The sequence below is a fragment of the Frigoribacterium sp. CFBP 8766 genome (assembly GCF_014841435.1).
In the GTDB taxonomy this organism is placed as follows: domain Bacteria; phylum Actinomycetota; class Actinomycetes; order Actinomycetales; family Microbacteriaceae; genus Frigoribacterium.
Map to the genome: position 1 here is coordinate 93,444 of NZ_JACYTX010000002.1, position 25,598 is coordinate 119,041.

The window sequence follows — 25,598 nt, forward strand, 5'->3', positions numbered from 1 at the left end:
TTCCTTCCTAGGGGCGACCGGCGTCGTCGCCGGTCGTGATCGCGGGGGCGGTCGGGTCGGGTGTGGAGACGGGGGAAGCGGGGGAGACAGGGGAGGAGCGACGCGGCAGGTCGGTCCCGAGGTCGGTCCGCAGGTCGCCGACCACGTCGCGGAGCCGCTGCACCTCGGCGTCGCGCACGTCCTGCGGGTCGTCCTGGAACAGCAGCATCGTCGGCAGCGAGGTCGCGAAGTAGTCGACCTCGGCCGGGGTCCCGGCGAGCTCGTCGACGAAGGCGTCGAACCGGGCGAGCAGCGCACGAGCCTCGCCGTCCGCGCCGAGGCGGGTCAGCGCGGTGACGGCGGCGGCGCTCCGCTCGGTGAAGGCCTGGGTCGCCATGCCGGCGAAGTCGCCGGTGGCGGCCGCGGCCTGCTGCCAGGCGGCGCGAGCCCCCTCGTCGTCGCCGAGAGCGGACAGGGAGTCGCCGAGGGCGAGGTGCAGCCCCGCCGTCGTCTGGAGGGGATGACGTGCCTCGCCCAGGCTCGCCGGGGGCTCGAGCGCGGACTCGACCCGGGCACGAGCCTCTGCGGCGTCACCCGCCGCGAGTGCCTCGCCGGCGGCCGCCAGCTGGGCTGCCTCCCAGACGCCGAGCACCTGGCCCTCGCCGCCCTCCCAGGGCTGGAACCGACGTGCCGCCACTGCGGAGATCGCGTCGTGGTGCCGGCCGACGAGGGTGAGCAGCCGGGCCCGGACCACGCTGAGGTCGTCCCGCTCGTCGACGAGGTCGGGACGCAGCTCGAGGGCACAGAGGCGGTCGGCCGGGGCTGTGCCGCGGCGCTCGGCGAGCTGGTCGGCCTCGAACAGCAGCCGGGAGTCGTCGGGACGACGGCGCCGGGCGGCCTCGAAGTGCGTCGCGGCCAGCTCGGGGTCGTGCTCGACGTTGTAGGCGGCGATGCCGAGGTTGCGCTCGGCGACCGCAGCCTGTGCGTCGTCGACGTCGCCCAGGAGCGCCCGACGCCAGGCGTCGGCGGCGTCGGTCCCACGGCCGTGGGCGTAGAGCCAGCTGCCCAGCAGCGACCAGGCGAGGCCGTCCGTGGGGACGACCTGCACGGCCTCGACGAGGACGGCGACGTCGTCGAGCCGGGAGGGGAGGCAGCGGGTCGCGTCGACCGCGCGCAGCGCGACGAGCGCACGACGGGCCTCGTCCGTGCGGCCGGCACGGGCCAGCAGGGAGGCGCGATGGTAGCCGAGCAGGGGACCGACGTTCACCTGCCCCTGCGCGGTCCGGGGGAGCTGCGCCTGGGCGAGGTCGAGCACCGAGAGGGCCTCATCGAGCCAGCCGGCGGAGCCGTACTCGAGCGCCACGTCGAGCAGGGTGGGAGCGTCGTCCGAGAGCACGCGGCCCGCCAGGTGTCGCGCCCACTGGTCGAGCGGGTCGAGCGCCAGCGTCTCGTCGAGGAGCGCGTCGGCCTCGTCGCGCCGGTCGAGCGCGCGGAGGACGAGGGCGAGGAGGTCACGTGCCTGCAGGTTGTCGGCGTCGCGTCGCAGCACGTCGCGGAGCAGCGGCTCGGCCGCGGCCGGGTCGGAGCGTCCGAGCAGCCGGGCCCGGGCCAGCGACGCGGGGGCCGCCCAGGCCGCGTTCCAGGCGGACTTGGCCAGCGCCTCCTTCGCCTCTGCGGTGCGGCCGAGCCGTGTCAGGGTCAGGCCGAGACGGTAGAGGGGCTCGCCGTCGGCCGGGTTGGGCGCCCAGGCGAGCTGCCGCGCGACCGCGGTGCGGAGCAGGGCGAGGGCCTCGTCGTAGCGGGCCGCGTCGTGCAGCCGCGTCGCCAGGGCGACGTTCACGCGCACGTCGCCGGGGTCGCGGCGGAGGGCCTCGCGCCAGTACGGCTCGGGCGAGCGCGTCGCGTGCCGGTACTGCTGCAGGTACTGGCCGACGAGGAACAGCTCGTCGACGGTCGCGACGTCGGCGGGCGCGGGCGGGGCGACGGCGGCGGCCGGGGCGGCGTCCGTCTCGTCCGTTCCGTCTGCGTCGCTCGCGTCGGCCGCTCGCGCCTCTGCGTCGAGCTGCGCGAGGACGTCGCGGCCGTCGACAGCCACGAGGAGGCGCCCGTCGGCGCGGGCCTCGACGACGAGCTCGTCGAGCATCGTGCCGGCGGGCAGGGGGCGGTCGAGCACGGCGGGCAGGCCCGGGGCGACGGAGGCGCGGTGCCGGTCGAGCACCGAGCCGTCGCGAGACAGGACGACGACGTCGACCTCGTCGTGGACGTGCGTCACAGCGAGCCCGACGCGGAGCACGGGGGCGCCGTCGCTGCTGCCGGCGCCGACGAGGTCGACGCGCATCGCGGCGTCCCGCGTGGCCTGGTGCGCGGGCCCGATCTCCGTGATCGGGTACCAGAACTGGCTGAAGGTCTTGGTCTCGCCCGGGGCGAGGAACGAGAAGTCGGGCTGGTTGTCGGTGTAGACGCCGGCCATCAGCTCGACGTAGGGGCCGTCGGAGTCGGTGAGGTTGTCGTCCCAGGCCCAGCCGAAGGGCGCGTCGCCCCAGGTCCACTGCTTCTTGCCGGGGGAGATCGCCCGGTCGGCCCAGTGCACGAAGCCGGCACGGCGGCCGTGGTCGTAGCCGCCGAAGAAGTCGTCGTCGGTCGCGGTGACCATGTACGAGGTCGGCACGGGGATGTTGCGGTACCAGTCGAGGCGGTCGGCGTCGGGGCGGTCGGCGTCGACGCGGGCGGGGTAGTCGACGCCGTAGTACTCGCCGGCGACCCGGGGGAAGTCGACGACGGCGCGCTTGGCGTGGTCGGCGACGTGACGGACGTCGGTGGGGAAGAACGACTGGTAGTCGTCGCCCACGGCGGCGGCGACGTTCGCCCACCAGAGGAACGTCTGCGTCTCGTCGCTGCGGTTGAACAACCGCACGCGGGCCTCGATCAGCGAGGAGTCGGGCCGGAGGCGGATGCCGTGCATGCCCTTCATGCGGGCGAACGGGTCGTGGTCGGAGCACCAGACGGTGACGGCCCCGTCGGCCTCGCGCTCGATCGACACGTCGGTCGGCAGGAACGTCGCGGGGCGGTGGTGCTGGGGCCAGTTGAACTCGACGCCGCCGGAGATCCACGGACCGGCCAGGCCCACGAGGGCGGGCTTGACGACGTTGTTCCGGTAGAAGATGTCGTAGTCGGCGGTCTTGTCGTAGGCGACGTGGATCCGCCCGCCCAGCTGGGGCAGGATCACGAGGCGCAGCCACGGGTTCTCGAGGTGGACCGCGTCCCAGGCATGCGGCTGCTTCTCGGGCTCGATGCTCTCGTGGAACGGCAGCGGGAAGACCCGCCCGGACGATCCTTGGTAGACGCGGGAGTCGAGGAAGGCCGGGTACCGGTCGGGCTCGCCCGGCAGGTACGTGTCGACGACGAGGGGCTCCGACCAGGCGGCGACGCCTGCCGAGGCCTGGTCAGCGGGCACGGGGGGAAGAGTCAACCTTGACTCGGCGGTGAGCATGAGGCCAGCGTACGGAGGCGGGCGACGCCTCCGGAACGCCCGATCCTGCGGCATGCCTGGACGAAACCACGATTCGCATCCATGATGGCGGGATGACCATCGAGGACGGCTTCCCCGGGCAGCGCCTGCTCGTCATGCCTCGCCCCCGCGTCCGGGCGGCCCTGGCACGGCCCGGCACGTCGCACCTCGTCGTGACCGACGCCGGGTACTTCCCCGAGGCCAGGGCGCACGGGATGGCCCGGCCGGAGGGGGTGCCGCAGAGCGTCGTGCTCGTCTGCGTCCGCGGCGCCGGCTGGTGCGTCGTCGACGGCATCCGTCACGAGGTGGCCGCCGGCCAGGTCGTGGTGGTCCCGCCGGACGCGCCGCACGAGTACGGCTCGGGCGACGCGTCGCCCTGGACGTTGTGGTGGCTGCACCTCGACGGTCGCGACCTCGCGGAGTTCCTCCGGGTGGCGGGCCTCTCGTCGTCGGCTCCCGTGCGGCAGCTGTCGGACGTCTACAGCGTGGTCGCGCTCATCGAGGAGGTGGTGCAGGCGATGGAACGGGACCAGACGTTCGCCAGCGTGCTCGCCGCCTCCGGCGCCGCCTGGCACCTCATGGCGCTGCTCTGCTCGGAGCGTCGCGTCGGCAGCCCCCGCGAGTCCGCCGTGGAGCAGGCCCAGGAGTACCTGCGGCAGCACGTGACGGAACGCGTCTCCGTCGACGAGCTCGCCGCGCTGGCCCGGCTCAGCCCCTCGCACTTCGCCGCCCGCTTCAAGCAGGAGACGGGGTCGACGCCGCTCCGCTACCAGACGCAGCTCCGCATGGCGCGTGCACGGGAGCTGCTCGACACGACCGACCTGCCCGTCGGGCTCGTGGCCGACCGCGTGGGCTATGTCGACCCCTTCTACTTCTCGCGGCAGTTCCGGGCCGTGCACGGGCTCACGCCCGTCGCGTACCGGGCCCAGCGCAAGGGCTGAGGCACCGGGTCGGGCTGCCGACGGGCGGGCGGACCGGCGTCCCGCCCGACCTGCCGCCCGGCCTGCTGCCGAGCCTGCTGCCGAGCCTGCTGCCGGGTCGTGTCGGCGGCGGCCGCTACGGTGTCGAGCACGCCCCGCGACGCTCGTCGCCCGGCCGGACCTGCACGAGGAGGCCCCCATCTACATCGCCGACGACACCGTGGTGACGAGCCCCACCGACCTCACGACCTGGGCCGCGTGCGAATGGGCGTTCCTGCGCCGGCTCGACGCGAAGCTCGGGCGGATCGACGCGGTGGTCGACGAGGTCGACGCCATGCTCGATCGCACGGCACGGCTCGGCGACGACCACGAGGTGCGGTTCCTCGCGCAGCTGCGGGCGACCCACGACGTCGTCGAGTTCGAGCGGCCGTCCCGCGACGAGTACCCCGCGGCGGCGCGGGCGGCGGCCGACGCGATGCGGGCCGGGGCCGACGTGCTCTACCAGGCGACGTTCTTCGACGGGTCGTTCATCGGGTTCAGCGACTTCCTGGTGCGGAACGACGCCGGCGAGTACGAGGTGTACGACACCAAGCTGGCCCGGCACGCGAAGATCCCCGCGCTGCTGCAGCTCGCCGCCTACGCCGAGCAGATCGAGGCGCTCGGCATCCGGGTGGGCGCGCAGGTGCACCTCGTGCTCGGCGACGGGTCGCGGTCGACCCACGACCTGGCCGACATCTCGCCCGTGTTCCGGGCCCAGCAGGCGCAGCTCCGGGCCGTGGTCGCCGAGCGGGTGCGCGCGACCGAGCCCCTGGCCTGGGGCGCCCCGGGCGTCACCGCGTGCGGCCGTTGCTCGCAGTGCTCCGCGCAGGTCGAGCGGCACCGCGACCTCGTGCTGGTCGCCGGGCTGACGCTCACGCAGCGCTCCCGGCTGAACGACGCCGGCGTGCACAGCATCGACGAGCTGGCGGTCAGCACCGGCGGCGTGCCGGGCGTGGGCGGCGCGGCCCTCGCGCGCCTCCGGGGGCAGGCGCAGCTGCAGCTGGCGAGCGAGCACGGCCGACCCGAGGTGCGTCTCGTCGACGCCGGGGCGCTCGCCGCGATCCCTGCGCCCGACCCCGGCGACGTCTTCTTCGACTTCGAGGGCGACCCGCTCTACACCGAGGGCGACAGCAGCGTGTGGGGCCTCGACTACCTCTTCGGCCTCGTCGACCAGGAGGCGCGGTTCACCGCGTTCTGGGCGCACGACCTCCGAGAAGAGCGACGTGCGCTCGTCGCGTTCCTCGCTTACCTGCGCGAGCGGCGGGCGGCCCACCCGGGCATGCACGTCTACCACTACGCCTCCTACGAGCGGACCCACCTGCTGTCGCTGGCCGCCCGCCACGGCGTCGGCGAGGAAGAGATCGACGACCTCCTGCGCGACGGCGTGCTCGTCGACCTCTACCCGATCGTCCGCAAGGCGCTGCTCGTCGGCTCGCGCAGCTACTCGGTCAAGAAGCTCGAGCCCCTCTACATGGGCGCCGACCTGCGCGACGACGCTGGGGTCGTGAACGCCGCCGACAGCATCACGGCGTACGTCGAGGCGATCACTGCCCTCCGCGCCGGCGACCCCTCGGGTCAGGCCCGGCTCGACCAGGTCGCCGACTACAACGAGTACGACTGCCGCTCGACCCTGCGGCTGCGCGACTGGCTGCTCGGCTTCGCCGCGACCACCGACGTCGACGCCTCGGACGACCTGCTGCCGCTCGTCGACGACGAGCGCGTCAAGGCCGAGCCCGACCCCGTCTACGTCGAGCTCACCGCCCTGCTGGCCGACGTCGACCCGCTCGACCGCGACGCCGACCAGACGGCGCTCGCGCTCGCGGCGGCGGCGATCGACTACCACCGGCGCGAGGCCAAGACGTTCTGGCAAGAGCACTTCGACCGCCTGCGCGGCCCGGTCGACGAGTGGGGCGACACCCGTGACGTGTTCGTCGTCGAGCGTGCCGAGGTGGTCCGCGACTGGGAGAAGCTGCCGCGGGCCCGCACCCTCTCGCGCGACCTGCGCCTCGTCGGCTCGCTCGGGCCGGGCAGCCGTCTCAGCGCGGGCGGTCCGTCGCCGCACCTCGTCTACGACGCCCCGCTGCCGCCCACCGTCCGCGCGGCCGGGCCCGGCCTCCGCGGGGCGACCGCCCGCGCGACGGTGCTCGACGTCGACGCGGACGGAGACAGCGTCGCCCTGCTCGTCAAGGAGTCGCTGGCGAGCGGCGGAGAGCCGCACCACCAGTTCCCGCTCGCGCTGACGCCCGCCGCACCGCCGCGGGCGGCCCCGCAGCCCGAGGCCATCTCGGAGTGGGGCCGCGCCCTGCTCGACGAGCTGCCGGCGATGCGACCGGACCCGGCGCTCGACCTGCTGCGCCGGGTCCCGCCGCGCGGGGGAGTCGCGCCCGTCGTCGGCGACGACACCGTGGCGGCCGTGACCCGGACGCTGCTCGGGCTCGACCGCTCGTACCTCGCCGTGCAGGGCCCTCCCGGCACGGGCAAGACCTACGTGGGCTCGACCGTCGTCGCCCGCCTCGTGAGCGAGCACGGCTGGCGCGTCGGCGTCGTCGGGCAGTCGCACGCGGTCGTCGAGAACTTCCTCGACGCGGTCGTCGCCAAGGGCGTCGACCCGTCGCGCGTCGTCAAGGTGCCCAAGAAGGGCACCGACGCCGAGACGCTGGAGGCGGCGGCCTGGACCCCGGTCAAGGACGGCGCCGCGGTGGCCGGCTTCCTCGCCGGGGCCGGCGAGACCGGCGGCGTCGTCGGCGGCACGGCGTGGACCTTCGCCAACGGCGACACGATCGCCCGCCGGTCGCTCGACCTGCTCGTGGTCGACGAGGCCGGGCAGTTCTCGCTGGCCCCGACCATCGCCTCCTCGGTGGCGGCCCTGCGCCTCCTGCTGCTCGGCGACCCGCAGCAGCTGCCCCAGGTCAGCCAGGGTTCGCATCCCGAGCCCGTGGACGAGTCGGCGCTCGGCTGGGTGGCCGACGGACACGACGTGCTGCCTGCCGAGCTCGGGTACTTCCTGTCGCGCACGTACCGGATGCACCCCGCGGTGACGGCGCCGGTGTCACGGCTCTCGTACGCGGGGCAGCTCGAGTCGCGCGCTCCGTCCCGGCTGCTCGAGGGCGTCGAGCCGGGGCTGCACGTCGCGCCGGTCGTGCACGCGGGCGACACGACGTCGTCGGTCGACGAGGCCGAGCGGGTCGTCGACCTGGTCCGAGACGTCGTCGGCCGCCGCTGGACCGACGAGCACGGCAGCCGCTCGCTGACCGATGACGACGTGATCGTCGTCGCGCCCTACAACGCGCAGGGCGCGGTGATCCGCGAGCTGCTCGACCGAGCGGGCTACGCCGGCACGACCGTGGGCACGGTCGACCTGTTCCAGGGCCGGGAGGCCGTCGTCGCGATCGTTTCGCTCGCCGCGTCGTCGGCGGCCGACATCCCGCGCGGGCTCGACTTCCTGCTGATGCCGAACCGCCTCAACGTGGCCATCTCGCGGGCGAAGTGGGCGGCGTGGCTCGTGCACTCGCCTGCGCTGGCGTCGTCCATGCCGACCTCGATCGCCGGTCTCGGGCTGCTGTCGCGGTTCATCGAGCTCGTCGAGGGCGGTGCGCACAGCTAGCCGGGCGGCCAGCCGGGCTAGCCGGACCAGCTACCGGGTCAGTCGACGCGAACGCGACAGAACGACGCGGAAGACCACGTCGTCGTGTCGCTCTCACATCGCCGGGCGCCTCGCGGCGGCGGCTCGGGCGCGCTGCGCGGCGACGAGGACGGCCTCGACTGTCGCCAGCGCGACGTCGGCGGGGTCGTGCTCCCAGACGCGGACGACTCGCCAGCCCGCCCTGGTCAGTTCGGCGTCGTGACGGGCGTCGCGCTGCCGGTTCGCGAGCAGCTTCGAGTGCCAGTACGTCGCGTTCGCCCGGGGGAGATGGGTGTGCGCCGGGCAGAAGTGCCAGAAGCAGCCGTCCACGAAGACGGCCACCAGGAGGCGCGGGAACAGCAGGTCGGGCCGGCACCGGCTCACGCCCCGCACCGGCCGGTCGACGAAGTAGCGCCAGCCGCGGGCGTGCAGGGCCCTCCGCAGCAGCCACTCGGGCTTCGTGTCGCGGCGGCGGATCCGGCTCATCCGCAGACGCGTCGCCGCGTCCGAGTCGAACTCGTCGGTCGTGGGTCGCCCTGGGTGCGACGAGGAGGGCATGGATGACGACGCTAGGGCGAGGAGACGCCCGACCCCACCCGGGCGGCGTCGCCTGTGGACACTCGACGGCTGCGTCGCTCGGAGGAGGAACGGCAGGCCAGAACCGGCCTCAGGGGCCGCCGAGCAGGACGCCGACCAGCCAGACGCCCGGCAGCACGAGCATGACGATGGCGACGTCGACGACGAGCAGGGCGACGTCGACGGCCTCGTGCTCCGACGGCTCGCTCGAGGGGAGCACCGTCGTCACCGCAGCGACGGCTCCGACCGCACCCGCCGTCGGCACCGTCACCGCCAGCGCCGTCGCGGCGACGATCGGCCCCGGCACGGACCACGGCACGCTCACGAGCAGGATCGCCGCAGTGACGCCCACGAGGCCGCCGAGCACGGCGACGACACGGGCGACGCGCACACGGCGACGCCTTGCCGGAGACGGCGCCGGCGACGGCGGGGGCGTCGGGGAGTCCATGCCGCGCAACGATACAGACCGGTCGGATCATGCGACACCGGGCTGCACGAGTCTCCTCCCCGGGGCTGAGCCGCCCGGCCAGAGCGCCGTCGAGGCGCCGGGCCGAGTCGCGAGCCTCAGTCCTGCGGCTTGGGCGCCACCACGAAGAACAGCACCCCGGAGACGACCACCGTCAGCACCGCGACCACCAGCAGCGGCGACGACACCCCCGACACGAACGAGGCGCCGCCCGACGCCGACGTCACGAGCCGGCCGATGAGCAGGGCCGCGGTCGCGAGGCCGGAGCCGAGCAGGCCGACGCGAGCCAGGTCGTGCAGGCGACGGGCGTCGTCCGCCGTGGCGCGCCTCCTCTGCCTCGGCACGAAGAGCACGACGGCCAGCACGGCCACGGCCAGCGGCACCACGGCTCCGAGCGTCAGGGCGAGCTGGACGATGCCGAACAGGGCGGGCACGCCCTCGGGCTGGGTGTTCACGGCGGTCCTCACGGGATCGGGGCGGAGCAGGCAGGCGCGACGAAGGTCGCGTGACCATCTTGCCTGGTCGTCTCCCGCACCTGCTGACCGGGGCCGAGGAGGCGCGGGTCGCGCTCCTGGGCTCGCTCACGGCTGGACGGCAGACGTCGCCCAGACGACGTCGCTAGGGTCGCTGCGACGAGAGGGGGGTCGTGTGTTCGACGCCACCGGCCTCATGGGCCTGCTGCTGATGATCGTGGGAGTCCTGCTCCTGGCGGTCGCGCTGCCGCTCATCGGGTCGTTCCTGCTCGACGGGCTGATCCAGATCGTGCGTGGGGACGGCCTCCGGGTCTTCGGGCTCGCTGCCGTGCTGTCGCTCGTCACGGCCCTCGTCGGGGTCGCTCTGCTCGTCGGCGCCCGGCAGGTCACCGACGACATGGTGTCGCTCGGCATGCTCGAGAACGGGCTCAGCGGGCTCCTGTCGGTGCTCGTGCCCGCGATGGTCGTGCTCGCCGTGATCCAGTTCGTGCGGCGCCAGGTGCGCGCACGTCGCCAGCGCGCCGCGTAGCTTCCTGCACGGCCCGCGCACGCGCCGTACCTCCTGCCCTCAGGCCGGCTCTGTGGCTCTCGCGCTGGTCAGGGCAGGGGAAACACCCGAAAAGGGACAAGGCACCCTCGGGCCCGAAGGTGTCTTGTCCCTTTTCGCGTATCCAGCGCAGGAGCCGGCCGGCGCGGCCGCAGCGCCTAGTAGCGGGGCTTGCGGTCGCGGTCGCGGTCGCCGTCGCGACGGGGCGCGCCGCCGCTGCGACGGTCGGGCTTGATCTCGATCAGCGTGCCGCTGATGCGGGTGTCGGCCAGGCGGTCGAGCATGTCGCGGCTGATGTCCGAGGCGAGCTCGACGATCGAGAAGTCGGGACGGATCTGGATCGCTCCGAAGTCGTCCCGGCTGAGGCCGCCCTCGTTGGCGAGGGCGCCGACGATCTGACGGGGCTCGACGCGCTGACGACGGCCGACCTCGATCCGGTAGGCGGTCATCGGCTTCGAGGTGCGGGGGCCGCGCTCGGCACGGTCGCCGCGGTCGGAGCGCCCGCCACGGTCGTCGCGCGAGCCGGATCCTGCGCCGCGGTCGTCGCGGGCCGGACGATCGTCACGGCGAGCCGGACGCTCGTCGGCGGGGTCGAGCAGCAGGGGCGTCTCGCCCTGCGCCACGACCGCGAGGGCGGCGGCGACGTCAGCCTCGGGCACGTCGTGGTGCTCGACGTAGTGGCCGATGATGTCGCGGAACGCGCTGATGCGCGCCTCCTGGGCGAGCGCCTCCGTGATCTGGTCGTCGAAGCGCGCGAGGCGCGTGACGTTGACGTCCTCGAGGGTGGGCAGCTGCATCTGCGTGAGCGGCTGGCGCGTCGCCTTCTCGATGGCGCCGAGGAGGCGGCGCTCACGGGGGGTGACGAAGCTGATCGCCGCACCGCTGCGGCCGGCACGGCCCGTGCGGCCGATGCGGTGCACGTACGACTCGGTGTCGATGGGGAGGTCGTAGTTGACGACGTGCGTGATGCGGTCGACGTCGAGGCCGCGGGCGGCGACGTCGGTCGCGACGAGGATGTCGAGCTTGCCGCTCTTCAGCTGGCCGACCGTGCGCTCGCGCTGGGCCTGGGCCACGTCGCCGCTGATCGCGGCGGCCGTGTAGCCGCGGGCACGCAGCTTCTCGGCGAGGGTCTCGGTCTCGCTCTTCGTGCGGACGAAGATGATCATGCCCTCGAAGGCCTCGACCTCGAGGATGCGGGTGAGGGCGTCGACCTTCTGCGGGTACGACACCATCAGGTAGCGCTGGGTCGTGTTGACCGAGGTCGTGGTCTTGGCCTTGACCGTGATCTCTTCGGCGTCGTTGAGGTACTGCTTCGAGATGCGGCGGATCTGGGGCGGCATCGTCGCGGAGAAGAGCGCGACCTGCTTGTCGTCGGGGGTGTCGGCGAGGATCGTCTCGACGTCCTCGGCGAAGCCCATCTTGAGCATCTCGTCGGCCTCGTCGAGCACGAGGTACTTGAGCTCGCTCAGGTCGAGGGTGCCCTTGGCCAGGTGGTCCATGATGCGGCCGGGCGTGCCGACGACGACGTGGACGCCGCGGCGCAGCGCGCTCAGCTGGACGCCGTAGGCCTGGCCGCCGTAGACGGGCAGCACGTGGACGCCGCGCATGCCGCTGGCGAACTGCTCGAACGCCTCGCAGACCTGCAGGGCCAGCTCGCGCGTCGGCGAGAGGACGAGGGCCTGCGGCTTCTTGGCCGAGACGTCGAGTCGGGACAGGATCGGCAGCGCGAAGGCAGCCGTCTTGCCGGTGCCGGTCTGGGCCAGGCCGACGACGTCGCGTCCGCCGAGCAGGGTGGGGATGGTGGCCGCCTGGATGGCGGAGGGGGTCTCGTAGCCGATCTCCTTGATCGCCTTGAGCACCTGGTCGCTCAGACCCAGGTCCGAGAACGTCGGACCGATCTCGGGTGCATCGGCGTCGATCGTGTCGTTCTCGGTGGTGTCGCTCATCCTGCAAGGGTAGAGGACTGCGGCTGCTCCCACGGCCGCTCGGCGCTGGCGGGTCGTCGAGACGCGCCCGGCGAGGCAGGTCAGGCGCCGCCGGTCGGGCCGGCCGGAGCCCGAGCCGCCCGTCGGGCACCTCCCGTCGAGGCGCCCCTAGTTCTCGCAGCCGACCCCGTCTCCGTCTCGATCGAGATGTGATCCGTAGCCGGGTCCGCCGGCGTAGACCGGAGCCGCACCCGCGGCTCGGGCCTCGGTGCAGTTCTTGTAGTAGGCGGATGACGGGGCGGCGGGGGCTGGTGCTGCAGCACGAGCGGCAGCGGCGGCCTGCTCTGCCGCGACCCGCTCGGTTTCTGCCTGTGCAGCTGCAGCGGCCGTTGCGGCGGCCTGCTCGGCGGCGACGCGTTCGGCTTCAGCCTGCGCGGCGGCTGCGGCCGCTTGCTCAGCCGCGACGCGTTCGGCTTCTGCCTGCGCGGTGGCTGCCTGTTCGGCGGCGACGCGGTCGGCCTCGGCCTGTTCCGCGACCGCTGCGGCCTCGGCTTCCCGAGCAGCCTTGGCCTCGGCTTTCGCAGCTGCTTTCTTTGTGCTGTCGGCATCCGGAGAAGACGCTGCTGCGAAGCCTGCTGCTTCGGACGACCCGGTTGCCGTTGCCGTCGCGTCCGACGCGGGCAAGAGGGTCGCCCCAACGCCTGTCGCGATCAGGGACAGCGCAAGGACTCCGGCCGCCGTCTTGCGAGAGCGAAGGAAGAGGGGGCCTCCTCGGCCCGTGATCACCGTGAACAGGGCGAAGAGGAGAACGAAGAGGCCTGCGAAGACCAGGAAGCCGGGAACTCCGCTGGTGGCGATCCCTACGACGAGGAACATGGCCACGAACAGGCCCAGGAGGACCAGGAGGACGACTTGCAAAGGGGAGCGTCGTCGACCGGGGGGACGGGAAGGGGTGTGCTGTGACATGACGCTCCTGAGCGATCCGCGGGTGGTCGGGTCCACCCCTAGTGAAGATAACTCAGCATCCGACGTCCGCCAACCGCGGTGGCACCCCCTTTCGGGGGTCGATTGACACTAGATGCCCACGAGCGCATCTCGGTGACAGGCGCCGCTCGCTGCACCCGTCAGGCGCCGGTGGCCGGGCCTTCCGAACCACCCGCGCCTGCCGAGCCGGTCGTCCCCGGCGCCGGCGTCTGCGGGCCGACGATGCTGATGGGCGAGGTGTCGAGCCGCTCGGACTGGACGACGACGCGCTTCACCCGGCGCCGCAGCGAGCGCCGCGCGCCGGGGGTGGCCAGCAGGCTGCCGAGCACCAGGCCGGCGCCGATGGCGAGCGTCGTCGAGACGGAGCCGACCACGTCGAGCGCTGCTCCGCCCGTGCCCGCCATGACGTTGAGCAGCGCGGAGGCGACGGCGAGCGACGGCAGGAGCGAGCCGCAGAAGGCAGGCACGGCGATGGCCGTCGCCGAGACGCGCAGGCGCGCCGCGATGACGGTGCTGAGCGCCCCGAGCAGGGTGGCCACCAGGAACGTCGCGCCGAGCAGGGGCACCTCGAGCTGCTTCAGGCACCACAGGGTGACGGTGCCGACGAGGGCTACGCCGATGGCGACCGGCACGACGCGGGCGTTGGCACCCTGCGTGACGGCCGTCGCCGACGCGGCGAAGAAGGTCGTGACGAGGAGGAGCCAGATCGGCAGGGTCCGGAGCGTGATGTCGGTCGGGTCGACCTCGATCGACAGGCCGGAGGTGAGGGCCAGCCCGCCGGGGATGCCCACGGCGATCCCCGCCACGATCAGGGCGATGATCAGCGCCCGGGACAACGCCATCGCGCGGAAGCCCGAGATGGCGTCCTGGGCCCAGGTGACGATCGTCACGTGGGGCAGGATCAGCACCACCACGGCGGCCACCATCGCGGCGGCGCTGCCGGCGCCGACCGCGCCCGCCCAGATCGCGAGCGACCCCACGGCGGCGACGCTCGCCGACTGCAGGGCGACGATGAAGAAGTTCGGGATGCCCTTGCGGGTGAGCCAGCGCCCGAGGACCATCGCGCCGACCATCAGGACGAAGGCCCCCGCCGCGCCGGCGAGCGAGCCGCCGGCCTGCAGCGAGACGGAGACGCCGAAGAGGCCCATGGCCGCGTCCGTGATCCAGGTCGGCCAGCGCGGGGGAGAGCGCAGCACCGTGACCAGCCCCTCGACGGCGCTCGTCATGTCGCGTTCGTCGTGCAGCAGCTCGTCGACGATCTGGTAGACGAGCGAGAGCCGGTGCAGATCGCTGCCCTCGGCCGCGACGACCCGCATCTTCACGAGGGGAGGGCCCTCGACGGGCGTGTACTGCACCGTGATCGCGGTGCCCGTGATGTCGAGCTCGAGCGGGGCCAGGTTCCACTTCGTGCCGACCGCGACGATCGCGACCTCGACGGTGCGGACGTCGGCGCCCGAGGCGAGCATCACCTCGCCGAGGTCGAGGCAGAAGTCGACGATCTGACGCGGCGAGTAGAGGTCGCCGAGGTGGCCGTGGGCGGGCGTCGTGCCCTCGTAGATCGTGCCGCGCAGGCGGGCGCGGACGTCGCGCATCTCCTGCGCGTCGACCCGACGACGGCGGACGCGCGCCGGACGCGGTGCCGGGGGCGCCTTGGGCGCACCCCGCCCCGACGCCTTGGCCGGGGCCTTCGGCGGCGTCCGGTAGGTGGGGATCCAGGGAGCCGCAGGGTCCCGGGTGGTCCCCGGCACCTCCTGGTGCGTGCCCTGGCCGGCGGGGCTGCTGCCGGGCACGTCGGGGGCGGTCCCCGGGGCGCCGACGGGAGCAGACCCGTCGGCGGCGGGTCCCGCCTCGGGCGCCGCAGGTCGCCTGGGCGGCGGGTCGTACGCCCGCGGGCCGTCGGCGAAGCCAGGCGTGCCCGCCCGGGTCGGCGTCCCGTCGCGGTCGGCAGGTCGGTCGGAGGCGGGGCGTTCGGACATCGGGACGAGTCTAGGCAGGCGCGCCCGGCGAGTCGCTGCGACCGTCGGCGACCGGCGCGTCCCCCGCGGACTCGGCCTCCGCCTCCTGCGCCCGCTGCCGGGCGAACATCTGCGGGACGATCCTGAGGAACGTCCAGACGTCGCCGCGGTCGTAGCTGTCGGGCGACTCGTCGCCCCCGAGGAACGGGTACGGCACGGGCACGTACACCTGGTCGGGACCGAGGGGACCCGTGCGGCGGGCGACCTCGTCGAGGTGGGGGCGGCGGAGGACGAACTCGTCGAAGCCCTCGTCGGACAGGACCATGGCGTCGAAGTGCTCGAGGGAGTCGAAGCGGCCGTAGTCCTTGAACGCGTCGCGGAACGGGTGCAGCACCCCGAAGGTGCCCTGCCGCCGGTCGTGGAGGAACACGTGCCCCAGGTGCGAGTAGCCGACGACGTCGGTATACGAGCGGTGCAGCCCCTCCCAGCCGGGCAGGTCGCCGACGGGCCGGGGCGACGGGAGGAGGTGGTAGCCGGGCGAGCCGGACGCGGGCTCGGCCCCGGGCCCGGAGGCGGGGTCGGCAGCAGGCGCGGCCACCAGCTCGGGCGCCGGCCCGGCGGGGGTGCTGGCAGGCGCGCTGTCGGGTGCGACCGCGGTGTCCTGGGGGCTCGTCGTCGAGCGCCGGAACGGGTTCCTCATTCGCGTGAGCTTAGGGGGACCGCGCGCGCCCGTCGAGAGCTGACGAGAACTCAGGAGGTGGTCCGCCCGAGCGCAGGACCCACCTGCGGGAATGCACAGGCGCCGGGCCGGTTGCACCACGGATGAGCTCTGCCGACACCACTTCCCCTGACCCCTCGACCACCTCCACCTCCGCCCCGCGCACCGCGCTCGTGGTCGGTGCGAGCGGCATCACCGGCACCGCGCTGGTCGAGCGCCTCACGGCGGACGGCTGGGACGTCCTCGCGCTGTCGCGCCGCGCCTCCTCGGCCCCCGGCGTCCGCGGCATCGCCGCCGACCTGCGCAGTGCTGACAGCCTGCAGGAGGCGCTGGCCGGCGAACGCCCGACCCACGTCTTCTTCACGGCCTGGTCGCGCCAGGAGACCGAGGCCGAGAACATCGCGGTCAACGCGGGCATGGTCCGCGACCTGCTCGCCGCCCTGGCGCACGCGCCGGTGCAGCACGTCGCCCTGGTCACCGGCCTCAAGCACTACCTCGGCCCGTTCGAGGCGTACGCCGCGGGCGAGATGCCCGACACGCCGTTCCACGAGGAGGAGCCCCGCCTCGACACCCCGAACTTCTACTACGCGCAGGAGGACGAGGTCTTCGCCGCCGCCGCGCGCCAGGGCTTCACCTGGTCGGTGCACCGCTCGCACACCGTGATCGGCTACGCCGTCGGCAACGCGATGAACATGGGCCTCACGATCGCCGCGGCGGCCGCGCTGAGCCGCGAGCACGGGCTGCCGTTCGTGTTCCCGGGCAGCGAGACGCAGTGGAACTCGCTCACCGACATGACCGACGCCGGCCTGCTCGCCGACCACATGGTCTGGGCGTCGACCGACCCTGCCGGCGCGGACGAGCCGTTCAACGTCGTCAACGGCGACGTGTTCCGCTGGCGCTGGATGTGGCCCCGCCTCGCCGCGCACCTCGGCGTGGACGCGTCGCTGGTCTCCGGGCCGTCGGGCGCGCCGCAGCCGCTCGAGGTGCAGATGGCCGGTCGCGAGGACGACTGGGCGGCGCTCGCCGCACGTCACGGCCTGGTCGAGCCGGACCTCGCGCGCGTCGCGTCGTGGTGGCACACCGACGCCGACCTCGGCCGCGAGATGGAGGTCGTCACCGACATGGGCAAGAGCCGCGAGGCCGGGTTCGTCGGGTTCCGCCGCACCGAGCGTGCGTTCACCGAGCTCTTCGACCGGTACCGCGCGGCACACCTGGTGCCGTAGGGCGGCTGCGCCGCGCCCGCGGGGCCCGCGGGCTCTCCGGACTCCACACCGGCTCGGGACGTCTGACGCGCCGCGGGACCGCAAATGCCGACCGTCGCACCCGCAATAGTGGTTTTTCCGGGTGGTGGAAGCCAGATGCGCTGCCGATGGTCGGCATTTGCGGAAGGCGGGCTAAGTCGAGGAGGCGCGGGCCGGCGACTAGGGGAGGCGCGGGTCGTCCGCCGGGCCGTCGGACGCGTCGTCGAGGCGGGGGGCGCCCTCCGCGAGGGGCACGTCGTCCGCGTGGGCGAGGATCGACTGCGCCGTGGCGCCGAGCACCACGGTGGCGTCGACGCCGCGCGCCTCGGCCAGGGCTGCGCTGAGGCCGGCCGCGAGGCTGCCTCCAGCGGCTCCCAGGGTCGAGACGACCGCCTCCTGCTGTTCGGTCAGAGGCTCGTCGGCCTGCTCGGCGATGACCTCGCGCAGGTTGTCGTCGCTGGCGTCGAGCGCCTCGTCGTCGCCCTGCGTGATGGCGGCGGCCTGGGACACGATCGCGAGTGCGAGCTCTGCGGCGTCGCGCTCGGGCGTGCGGTCGGTCGGTGTCGTCTCGTCCATGCGGCGACCGTACGCCGCACTCGCGAGCGATCGTCAGGCAGCTCGGAGGCAACGTGCGTCGGACAGCTCGGAGGCAGCGCGCGTCAGGCGTCGAGCAGGCCGCGGATGTCGTCCGCGGTGAGCGACGAGCTGAAGACGGCGTCGTCGTCGACGACCGCGTCGAAGAGGGCGGCCTTCTTGCGGCTGAGCGCGAGGACCTTCTCCTCGATCGTGTCGTTCGCGATCATCCGGTAGACCATCACCCGCTTCGTCTGGCCGATGCGGTGGGCGCGGTCGACCGCCTGCGACTCGGCGGCGGGGTTCCACCACGGATCGAGCACGAAGACGTAGTCGGCCTCGGTCAGGTTGAGGCCGACCCCGCCGGCCTTGAGGCTGATGAGGAACACCGGCGACCCGCCCGAGCGAAACCGCTCGATCACGTCGGCCCGGCGCCTCGTCGACCCGTCGAGGTACTCGTGGGCGACCCCCCTCTCGGCGAGTCGGTCGGCGACGCGTGACAGGAACGACGTGAACTGGCTGAACACGAGCGCACGGTGCCCGCCCGCGACCACGTCGTCGATCTCGTCGAGCAGCTGGTCGAGCTTCGCCGAGGGCACGTCGTCGTAGGCAGGGTTCATCAGCACCGCGTCGAGCGCGAGCATCCGCAGCAGGGTGAGCGAGCGGAACACGATGAACCGGTTGCGGTCGAGGTCGTCGATGAGGTCGAGCAGCTTGAGGCGCTCCCGCTGCAGGAACGCGTCGTAGAGCTCGCGGTGCGCGGGTGCCAGGTCGACGCGGAGCACCTGTTCCTGTTTCTCCGGCAGCTCGGGTGCCACGAGCTCCTTCGTGCGCCTCAGCATCAACGGGCGGATCCGACGCCGCAGCGCCTGCAGCAGCTCGGGGCGCTCACCTGTCGCGATCGGCTTCAGCCAGTCGTCCGAGAAGCGGACGCTCGTCGAGAGCAGCCCGGGCGCGACGATGCGGAACAGGGCCCAGAGGTCCAGCAGGCCGTTCTCGAGCGGGGTGCCCGTGATGGCGATCGTCACCGGCACGTCGAGGTCGACGGCGCACCGGTGCGTCTGCGACTGCGGGTTCTTCACGTTCTGGGCCTCGTCGAGCACCAGCGCCGCCCACGAGTGCGCGGAGTACGCCGCGAAGTCGAGACGGAACAACGCGTAGGAGGTGACCACCACGTCGGCCTCGGCCGCCGCCTCCCGCAGGCTCCCGCGGCTCTTCGCCTCGGTCTCGGTGATCGTGCGGACCGTGAGGCCCGGGGTGAAGCGCGCGGCCTCGGCGGCCCAGCCCGAGACGACGGAGGTGGGGGCGACGACGAGGAACGGGGCAGGCGTCGGGGCGTCGGGCGAGTCGCCGCCGCCGGAGGAGCCGGCGCTCGCCGCTGCTGCTGCTGCTGCCGCTGCCGCTGCGGTTGCCTCGGTCTCGCGGACGTGCGCGACCAGCGCGAGCGTCTGCAGCGTCTTGCCGAGCCCCATGTCGTCGGCGAGGACCCCGCCGAGCCCGTGCTCGTACAGGAACGCCAGCCAGCGGAAGCCCTCGAGCTGGTAGGGCCGGAGCGTCGCCGTGACCGACATGGGGACCGACACCGACGAGGCAGCGGCCACGACGCCGGCAGGGCCACGGTCACCGTCGTCGGCGCCCTCAGCGCCGTCGGCACCCTCGGCCGCATCGGCCAGCGCGAGCAGCCCGCCCACCGTCCGCCGCCAGCTCTCGGCCTGCACGGTCGCGTCGGCGAGGTCGTCGAACTCGGCCCAGAGCCCGGCTTGGTAGCGGCTGATGCGCGGCGTCTCGACCTCCCACTCGTCGAGCGAGGTCGCCTCGTCGATCAGGCGCTTGAGCTCGTCGAAGGCCGGGTGCGTCAGCGAGAGGTACGACTTGTCGACGAGCAGCATCTTGCGCTGCCGCTTGGCCAGCGCCGTGAGCAGCGGGACGAACGGCACGGTGCGCCCCTCGATCGTGACGAGCACGCCGAGGTCGAACCAGTCGCGCTTGTCGGTCTCGATCGTCGTCACGGTCAGGTGCGGCGCCTCCGTGAGCTCGCGGTAGTCGGGGCGCTCCCCGACGACGTCGACGCGGACGTCGCGTCGAGCCTCGAGGTCGGGGAGGCGCGCGTGTGCGAACTCGGCCGCCGCGACCCCGCGGAGCCTCGTTCCCCGGGCGGGGACCCCCCATGACTCGACGTCGGGCACGACGACCCCGGGTGCCGGCGCCGCCGAGCCGAGGGGCACGACGCGGCCCGCGACCTCCCAGTGCCAGGCGAGCGTGAGGCTGTCGCCCGTGCCGAACGCGGCCGTCAGCACGAGCTGCGGCGGCAGCACCTCGGGGAACACGACGGAGTCGTCGCTGCTCGTCACCGCCACGGCCTGCTGCAGCGAGGGGTAGAAGTCGCGGAGGAACTCGTCCGCGTCGTCGGCGGGCACGACGACCTCGCGCGCCGACGTCAGCAGCCGTCGCTGCTCGTCGCCGAGCGGCACCGGCGTCGGCGCGAGCACGATCGACAAGGAGGGGTCGGGCGTCACGAGGTAGACGCCGTGGTCGGCCACCGTGCCCGTCTCGTCGCCCGTGCGCAGCGCGCCGTCGACCGTCACGCCCGCCACGAGGACGAGGCCCCCGTCGTCGTCGCGTCGAGCGTCGACGCTCACGCGGGCGCTCGAGGCGACGGTGACGTCGGTGCTCCGCTTGCCCGTCACCAGGGCGATCCCGAGCCGGTCGGCCTCGTCGAGCAGGGGCCAGAGCAGCGGACTGGAGAAGTCGTCGAGCATCAGCCAGTCGCTCTCGCCCGGCACGTAGGCCGCGTGCACCGAGCGGTGCAGGGCCGCGAACTGGCCGAACCAGGCGTGCACGTCGGCCGCGATCTGCAGCCGGTTCATCTGGTACGGCAGCGACGTCCACGTCAGGTCGCCCCGCACCCAGTTGCCCGTGCGGCTGAGGCTGACCGGTCGCACCCCGAGACGCCAGGAGGCGCCCGCCGGCCCGCCGGGGGAGGCCCCCGTCACCAGCCCGCCCCCACCCGTCCCGCCCCGGCCCAGCCCGCCCGAGGCACGGTCGTGCGCGTCGACGAGCGGTGCGGGCGAGGGGGCGTCCCACCGGCTGCGCGACGGTCGTGCCCGCGGTCGACGCTCGAAGAGGAGGCCCATCCGGGTGGTGCGGGCGTCGACCGGCCGCGGCGGATCGGTGAGCTGCGACAGGCGCGAACGCCAGTCAGAGGAGGAGGAGGGACCCGTGCCGGGGCCGGCCGCGGTCGAGATCGAGGCCCCCGCGGCACCGCCGGAGGAGGCGACCGTCTCGTCGTCGCCGGCGATGCCCGTCGACCAGCCCGCGCCTCCGGCGGTCGAGGCGGCCTGCACGAACCCCGCCCCGGGCGTCAGCACCCGTGCGTTGTTGGCCAGCAGCGCGGCGGCGACGTGCTTGCAGTCGCCGCCGAGCGGGCAGCTGCACTCGCTGCTCGTGGGGCGACCGTGCTCGCCGCGGCCCGGGGCGAGGACGACGCGGCACCGGTAGGGCGCGGCAACGCTGCCGCGCACCTCGGCCGTGAGCGCCTGCCCCTCGACGTCCCACGAGGAGGAGAGGACGTGGTCGTCCCTCGCGTATTCCTTGGCGCGGGAGAAAGCGCGAGGCCCGACCAGGCGGATGACGTCGACGGCGTCGACCAGGGGCGCGGGTGCACCGGGCTCCGGGGACGCGTTCATGACCCCATGCTGTCAGGTGCCGACGACATCGACGCCGTCCTCGTCCAGGCCTCGGCGCGCCCGGTCGGCGGTGCCCTGCGCGCCTCGTCGTCGACGAGCTCGCGCTGGTGCCAGACTTGTGACGCACCACGGGCCGTCGTCGCCCCGGGGCGCTCCGAACGCCTCTGACCGACCCCCTCCTCCAAGGACCTGTGCATGGCCTCCACCCTCCCGCGCGACGCGTCCCGCCTCGGCGAGCTCGGCGCGCTCCTCTTCGACCTCGACGGCGTGCTCACGCCCACGGCCGAGGTGCACATGCGCGCCTGGTCCCGCCTCTTCAACGACTGGTTCTCGGCGCACGGGCTTGACCCGTACACCGACGCCGACTACTTCGAGCACGTCGACGGGCGCCCCCGCTACGACGGCGTCCGCGCGATGCTCGCCGCACGCGGCGTCGAGCTGCCCGAGGGCACGGACGACGACAGCCCGGACGCCGAGACCGTGCGCGGCCTCGGCAACCGCAAGAACGCCGTCTTCGCGGCCGAGCTGGACGAGAACGGCGTCGAGCCCTACCCGGGCAGCGTCGAGTTCCTCGACCGCGCGATCGCCCTGGGCGTGAGGGTCGCCGTCGTGTCCAGCTCGCGCAACGCCGTGCCCGTGCTCGTGGCCGCGGGCCTTCGCGACCGCTTCGATGTGATCGTCGACGGCGCGGTGGCCGCCGCCGAGGACATCGCGGGCAAGCCCGCCCCCGACACCTACCTCGAGGGCGCACGCCGCCTCGGCCTCACGGCCGCCGACTGCGTCGTCGTCGAGGACGCGACGAGCGGGGTCGAGGCCGGCCGTGCCGGCTCGTTCGGCCTCGTGCTCGGCGTCGACCGCGGCACCGGCCGCGACGCCCTGCTCCGCTCCGGCGCCGACGTGGTCGTCGACGACCTGCAGGAGGTGGTGGCCGCGCTCGGCTCGGTCCGCGCCTCCTCGACGCCCGACCCGGCCCGCACGGCCGCGGCCGGCACCGCCGCCGCCACCAGCACCGGCACCGGCACCACCGACACGACCAGCACCCAGACCGCAGAGGCACAGCCGTGAACCACATCACCTCCGACCCGCTCGACCGCAACCGGTTCCCCGTCGACGAGTGGGCGCTCGTCGAGGACGAGTACAACCAGGGCGACGAGGGCGTCACGGAGACGATCTTCGCCGTCGGCAACGGCTACCTCGGCCTCCGCGGCAACCCCGACGAGGGCCGGGGCGGCCACTCGTTCGGCACCTACGTGAACGGGTTCCACGAGACGTGGCCGATCCGTCACGCGGAGGAGGCGTTCGGCTTCGCCCGCGTCGGCCAGACGATCGTCAACGTGCCCGACGCCAAGGTGATCCGGCTCTACGTCGACGACGAGCCGTTCGTGCTGTTCGAGGCCGACATCCTGCGGCACTGCCGGCGTCTCGACTTCCAGGACGGCGTCCTGAGCCGCGAGGTCGAGTGGCGGACGCCCTCGGGCAAGCGCGTGCTCGTGACGAGCCGTCGGCTGGTCAGCCTCGAGGACCGCCACCTCGCGATCATCGACTACGAGGTCACCGTGCTCGACGCGGACGCGTCGCTGCTGATCTCGAGCCAGATCCTCAACCGCCAGGACATGGGCGACGAGTACCACGCGGGCATGCGCGCGGCGGCCGACGCCTTCGACCCCCGCCGCGCCGAGTCGTTCGAGGACCGGGTGCTGCAGCCGGTCCTCGCCCGCAACGGAGGCGCGCGCGCGGTGCTCGGCTACCGCACGACGAACTCGGGCATGACCATCGCGGTCGGCGCCGACCACCTGATGGAGACGGACAACGAGTGGGACGAGTCGTCGTCGATCGACGACGACCTCTCGAAGCACGTCTACCGGGTGCGGGCGAAGGCCGGCGTGCCCGTGCGGATGATCAAGACGGTGACGTACCACACGAGCCGCGGCGTGCCCCCGCGCGAGCTCGCCGACCGCTGCGACCGCACGCTCGACCGCGCCGCGGAGGAGCCGCCCCAGGCGATGTTCGACAAGCAGCGCGCCTGGCTCGACGACTACTGGGCCCGGACCGACGTCGTCGTCGGGGGCCAGCCCGAGATCCAGCAGGCCGTGCGCTGGAACCTCTTCCAGCTCGCCCAGGCGACGGCCCGCACCGACGGCCAGGGCATCGCGGCCAAGGGCGTGACGGGTTCCGGCTACGGCGGCCACTACTTCTGGGACACCGAGATCTACGTGCTCCCGTTCCTCACCTACACCGCGCCCAACGTGGCGCGCAACGCGCTGCGCTTCCGCCTCGGGATGCTCGACGCGGCCCGGGACCGGGCGGGCGAGCTGAACCAGCGCGGGGCGCTCTTCCCGTGGCGGACCATCAACGGCCTGGAGTCGTCGGCGTACTACGCGGCCGGCACGGCGCAGTACCACATCGACGCGGACATCAGCCACGCCCTGAGCCAGTACGTGCAGGCCACGGGCGACCTCGACTTCATGGAGCGCGGCGGGGTCGACATCCTCGTCGAGACCGCCCGCCTCTGGGCCGACCTCGGCTTCTGGCGCTCCAACGGCGACCAGCGGTTCCACATCGACGGCGTCACGGGCCCCGACGAGTACACGACGGTCGTCGACGACAACCTCTACACGAACGTGATGGCGCGGGCGAACCTCCGGGCCGCGGTCCGCTACGTGGCGAAGCTCGCCGAGGAGTCGCCGGTCGCCCACGAGCGGATGGTCGCCCGGCTCGGCCTCGACGACGACGAGATCACGGGGTGGCAGCTCGCGGCCGAGGCGATGGAGATCCCCTACGACGAGCACCGAGGCATCCACCCGCAGGACGCGCAGTTCCTCGACAAGGAGCTGTGGGACCTCGACGCGACGCCCGCCAACAAGCGCCCCCTGCTGCTGCACTACCACCCGCTGGTGATCTACCGGTTCCAGGTGCTCAAGCAGGCCGACGTCGTGCTCGCGCTGTTCCTGCAGGGCGACGAGTTCACGGCCGAGCAGAAGCTGCGCGACTTCGAGTACTACGACGCCCTGACGACGGGCGACTCGACCCTCTCGGGCGTCGTCCAGTCGATCATCGCGGCCGAGGTGGGCCACCACCAGCTCTCGATGCAGTACTTCCTGTCGTCGCTCTACGTCGACCTCGCCGACCTGCACCGCAACACGGCCGACGGCGTCCACGTCGCGTCGACCGGCGGCATCTGGAGCGCGCTGGTGAACGGCTACGGCGGCATGCGCGACTACCTCGGCGGCATCAGCTTCGACCCGCGCCTGCCCGCCGACTGGGAGGAGCTCACGTTCCGGCTGACGGTCAAGGGCAGCCGCCTCCGCGTCGAGCTGGCCGTCGACGAGATCGTCTTCACGATCGAGGACGGCGAGGGCCTCACGGTCAGCGTCCGCGGCGAGACCGTCGAGGTGCCGAGCGATCGCCCGGTGCGCGTCGCGCTCGACGACCAGGGGCCCCGCATCACGACGAAGGTGCCGACGACGAGCGACCTGCGCGGGCTGGTCCGGGCCGACGGCTCGGTCATCACGGCGTCGATCCCGACGATCAGCGCCGACCGGCACGACGACGACGAGGCCTCGTCGTAGCCAGCGAGCCAGCGCTCGACGTCCTCGGGAACGCGGCCGGCACCTCCTCGGAGGGGCCGGCCGTTCTCGGTCTCGGGGTCGGGGTCGGGCTCGGGGTGGCTCGGCTCGGCTAGCTCGAGCGACGGGCTAGAAGGGCCCGGCCGCCGACGCGATGGCGTCGAACAGCGCGATCGTGTCGGCGTCGCGCTTCTTGACGCTGACGCCGATGGTGCCGGCCGGCGCGTGCACCTCGCCGGAGATGCGGCTGCCCGCGCCCGCCTCCTCGAAGACGAGGTGGACGGTGTCGGCGTCGCTCGCCGTCGCCGAGCGGCGGATCAGCCGCGCGCCCTGCTCGTCGGCCGACGTGAACGAGAACGCTGGGGTCGACTGCACGGCGCGGCGCACGACGCCCGCCAACAGCGACACCGGCAGCGACAGCTCCAAGGAGGCGCGGGTCACGTCCGCGTCGCCGGTCTCGACCTGAGGTGCTCGCTTCTCTGCCATGCGCCCGAGGCTACGGCACGCGCGTGCCGCGCCCGTAGGGTGGCAGCCATGAAGACGCTGTTCTACGCAGGCCAGGAACTGATCGTGACCGACGAGCTGGCCGAGGTGCTGCTCGCCGCCGCCATGGAGTTCAGCGACGACGACCGCACCTTCCGCGTGCCGGTCGCCGCGCGCCTCGGCGGCGTGGCCCACATGGCGCAGCTCGTGGTCGGCCCCGGCATCCCCCTGCTCGTCGTCGACGCGGACGACGACGTCGAGCCGGCCGCCGGGTCCGAGTCGTCCGTCGCGTTCATCGTCGAGCTGATGGAGAGCCTCGTCGACGACGACGAGTGAC

18 protein-coding genes are annotated in these 25,598 nt (G+C 73.4%); 7 read left to right on the top strand and 11 right to left on the bottom strand.

Annotation, left to right across the window (positions count from 1 at the left end; translation table 11 throughout):
* Positions 1-7: 7 nt before the first annotated feature.
* Positions 8-3,433: a DUF5107 domain-containing protein gene (locus IFT90_RS06345; RefSeq protein ID WP_192041512.1), complete on the bottom strand. Its 3,426-nt coding sequence runs from the start codon at positions 3,431-3,433 to the stop codon at positions 8-10.
* A 128-nt stretch (positions 3,434-3,561) separates the two neighbouring features.
* Here IFT90_RS06345 and IFT90_RS06350 point away from each other — a divergent pair, with 128 nt between their 5' ends.
* Together IFT90_RS06350 and IFT90_RS06355 are read left to right on the top strand one after the other, a co-directional pair.
* Positions 3,562-4,428 (top strand): AraC family transcriptional regulator, encoded by an 867-nt coding sequence (locus IFT90_RS06350; protein WP_192041513.1) that lies wholly within the window; start codon positions 3,562-3,564, stop codon positions 4,426-4,428.
* A 202-nt stretch (positions 4,429-4,630) separates the two neighbouring features.
* Entirely contained in the window at positions 4,631-8,050 is a 3,420-nt protein-coding gene (locus IFT90_RS06355; protein WP_371812162.1) for a TM0106 family RecB-like putative nuclease, read from the top strand.
* Between the two features lie 93 nt (positions 8,051-8,143).
* On the opposite strand, the gene IFT90_RS06360 is transcribed toward IFT90_RS06355, so the two are convergent.
* The 3 genes from IFT90_RS06360 to IFT90_RS06370 all read right to left on the bottom strand — a co-directional run bounded on the left by IFT90_RS06360 (position 8,144) and on the right by IFT90_RS06370 (position 9,565).
* The gene (locus IFT90_RS06360; protein WP_192041514.1) at positions 8,144-8,626 is read right to left on the bottom strand and encodes a very short patch repair endonuclease; all 483 of its coding nucleotides are present in this window, start codon (positions 8,624-8,626) and stop codon (positions 8,144-8,146) included.
* A gap of 109 nt (positions 8,627-8,735) precedes the next feature.
* Positions 8,736-9,035 (bottom strand): hypothetical protein, encoded by a 300-nt coding sequence (locus IFT90_RS06365; protein WP_192041515.1) that lies wholly within the window; start codon positions 9,033-9,035, stop codon positions 8,736-8,738.
* Between the two features lie 173 nt (positions 9,036-9,208).
* Positions 9,209-9,565: a hypothetical protein gene (locus IFT90_RS06370; RefSeq protein WP_192041516.1), complete on the bottom strand. Its 357-nt coding sequence runs from the start codon at positions 9,563-9,565 to the stop codon at positions 9,209-9,211.
* Between the two features lie 193 nt (positions 9,566-9,758).
* On the opposite strand from IFT90_RS06370, the gene IFT90_RS06375 reads away from it, so the two are divergent.
* Positions 9,759-10,112, top strand: coding sequence for a hypothetical protein (locus IFT90_RS06375; RefSeq protein WP_192041517.1), 354 nt, complete (start codon positions 9,759-9,761; stop codon positions 10,110-10,112).
* A gap of 176 nt (positions 10,113-10,288) precedes the next feature.
* Here the strand turns inward: IFT90_RS06375 and IFT90_RS06380 are convergent, their stop codons facing one another.
* The 4 genes from IFT90_RS06380 to IFT90_RS06395 all read right to left on the bottom strand — a co-directional run bounded on the left by IFT90_RS06380 (position 10,289) and on the right by IFT90_RS06395 (position 15,694).
* Entirely contained in the window at positions 10,289-12,076 is a 1,788-nt protein-coding gene (locus IFT90_RS06380; protein ID WP_192041518.1) for a DEAD/DEAH box helicase, read from the bottom strand.
* 147 nt (positions 12,077-12,223) lie between these two features.
* Entirely contained in the window at positions 12,224-13,021 is a 798-nt protein-coding gene (locus IFT90_RS06385; protein WP_199861735.1) for an excalibur calcium-binding domain-containing protein, read from the bottom strand.
* Positions 13,022-13,179: 158 nt separating this feature from the next.
* Positions 13,180-15,015, bottom strand: a complete 1,836-nt coding sequence (locus tag IFT90_RS06390) for a threonine/serine exporter ThrE family protein (protein ID WP_244644832.1) — start codon at positions 15,013-15,015, stop codon at positions 13,180-13,182.
* Positions 15,016-15,025: 10 nt separating this feature from the next.
* Positions 15,026-15,694: a T6SS immunity protein Tdi1 domain-containing protein gene (locus tag IFT90_RS06395; protein ID WP_192041519.1), complete on the bottom strand. Its 669-nt coding sequence runs from the start codon at positions 15,692-15,694 to the stop codon at positions 15,026-15,028.
* A 122-nt stretch (positions 15,695-15,816) separates the two neighbouring features.
* On the opposite strand from IFT90_RS06395, the gene IFT90_RS06400 reads away from it, so the two are divergent.
* Positions 15,817-16,935 carry an SDR family oxidoreductase gene (locus IFT90_RS06400; protein WP_192041520.1) on the top strand — a complete coding sequence of 373 codons (1,119 nt, stop codon included), beginning with the start codon at positions 15,817-15,819 and terminating at the stop codon, positions 16,933-16,935.
* Between the two features lie 198 nt (positions 16,936-17,133).
* On the opposite strand, the gene IFT90_RS06405 is transcribed toward IFT90_RS06400, so the two are convergent.
* Positions 17,134-17,529 (bottom strand): hypothetical protein, encoded by a 396-nt coding sequence (locus IFT90_RS06405; RefSeq protein ID WP_192041521.1) that lies wholly within the window; start codon positions 17,527-17,529, stop codon positions 17,134-17,136.
* Positions 17,530-17,612: 83 nt separating this feature from the next.
* On the bottom strand, positions 17,613-21,212 hold the full coding sequence (locus IFT90_RS06410) for a DEAD/DEAH box helicase (protein WP_192041522.1): 3,600 nt from the start codon (positions 21,210-21,212) through the stop codon (positions 17,613-17,615).
* A 195-nt stretch (positions 21,213-21,407) separates the two neighbouring features.
* On the opposite strand from IFT90_RS06410, the gene IFT90_RS06415 reads away from it, so the two are divergent.
* Positions 21,408-22,277 carry a beta-phosphoglucomutase family hydrolase gene (locus IFT90_RS06415; RefSeq protein ID WP_192041523.1) on the top strand — a complete coding sequence of 290 codons (870 nt, stop codon included), beginning with the start codon at positions 21,408-21,410 and terminating at the stop codon, positions 22,275-22,277.
* Positions 22,274-24,781, top strand: a complete 2,508-nt coding sequence (locus tag IFT90_RS06420; RefSeq protein ID WP_192041524.1) for a glycoside hydrolase family 65 protein — start codon at positions 22,274-22,276, stop codon at positions 24,779-24,781. The genes IFT90_RS06415 and IFT90_RS06420 overlap by 4 nt, the downstream gene beginning before the upstream one ends.
* 126 nt (positions 24,782-24,907) lie before the next feature.
* Here IFT90_RS06420 and IFT90_RS06425 read toward each other — a convergent pair whose 3' ends face one another.
* On the bottom strand, positions 24,908-25,264 hold the full coding sequence (locus IFT90_RS06425) for a hypothetical protein (RefSeq protein WP_123545430.1): 357 nt from the start codon (positions 25,262-25,264) through the stop codon (positions 24,908-24,910).
* 48 nt (positions 25,265-25,312) lie between these two features.
* On the opposite strand from IFT90_RS06425, the gene IFT90_RS06430 reads away from it, so the two are divergent.
* A complete protein-coding gene (locus tag IFT90_RS06430; RefSeq protein ID WP_192041525.1) occupies positions 25,313-25,597 on the top strand; it encodes a hypothetical protein in 285 nt (94 codons plus the stop codon).
* The last annotated feature ends 1 nt before the right edge of the window (position 25,598 follow it).

Bases quoted from the DNA above. Each gene is read 5' to 3' on its own strand.
- IFT90_RS06395 (WP_192041519.1), bottom strand. From the start codon at position 15,694: ATGAGGAACCCGTTCCGGCGCTCGACGACGAGCCCCCAGGACACCGCG.
- IFT90_RS06400 (WP_192041520.1), top strand. From the start codon at position 15,817: ATGAGCTCTGCCGACACCACTTCCCCTGACCCCTCGACCACCTCCACC.
- IFT90_RS06390 (WP_244644832.1), bottom strand. From the start codon at position 15,015: ATGTCCGAACGCCCCGCCTCCGACCGACCTGCCGACCGCGACGGGACG.
- IFT90_RS06430 (WP_192041525.1), top strand. From the start codon at position 25,313: ATGAAGACGCTGTTCTACGCAGGCCAGGAACTGATCGTGACCGACGAG.
- IFT90_RS06360 (WP_192041514.1), bottom strand. From the start codon at position 8,626: ATGCCCTCCTCGTCGCACCCAGGGCGACCCACGACCGACGAGTTCGAC.
- IFT90_RS06425 (WP_123545430.1), bottom strand. From the start codon at position 25,264: ATGGCAGAGAAGCGAGCACCTCAGGTCGAGACCGGCGACGCGGACGTG.
- IFT90_RS06385 (WP_199861735.1), bottom strand. From the start codon at position 13,021: ATGTCACAGCACACCCCTTCCCGTCCCCCCGGTCGACGACGCTCCCCT.
- IFT90_RS06350 (WP_192041513.1), top strand. From the start codon at position 3,562: ATGACCATCGAGGACGGCTTCCCCGGGCAGCGCCTGCTCGTCATGCCT.
- IFT90_RS06380 (WP_192041518.1), bottom strand. From the start codon at position 12,076: ATGAGCGACACCACCGAGAACGACACGATCGACGCCGATGCACCCGAG.
- IFT90_RS06410 (WP_192041522.1), bottom strand. From the start codon at position 21,212: ATGAACGCGTCCCCGGAGCCCGGTGCACCCGCGCCCCTGGTCGACGCC.
- IFT90_RS06405 (WP_192041521.1), bottom strand. From the start codon at position 17,529: ATGGACGAGACGACACCGACCGACCGCACGCCCGAGCGCGACGCCGCA.
- IFT90_RS06415 (WP_192041523.1), top strand. From the start codon at position 21,408: ATGGCCTCCACCCTCCCGCGCGACGCGTCCCGCCTCGGCGAGCTCGGC.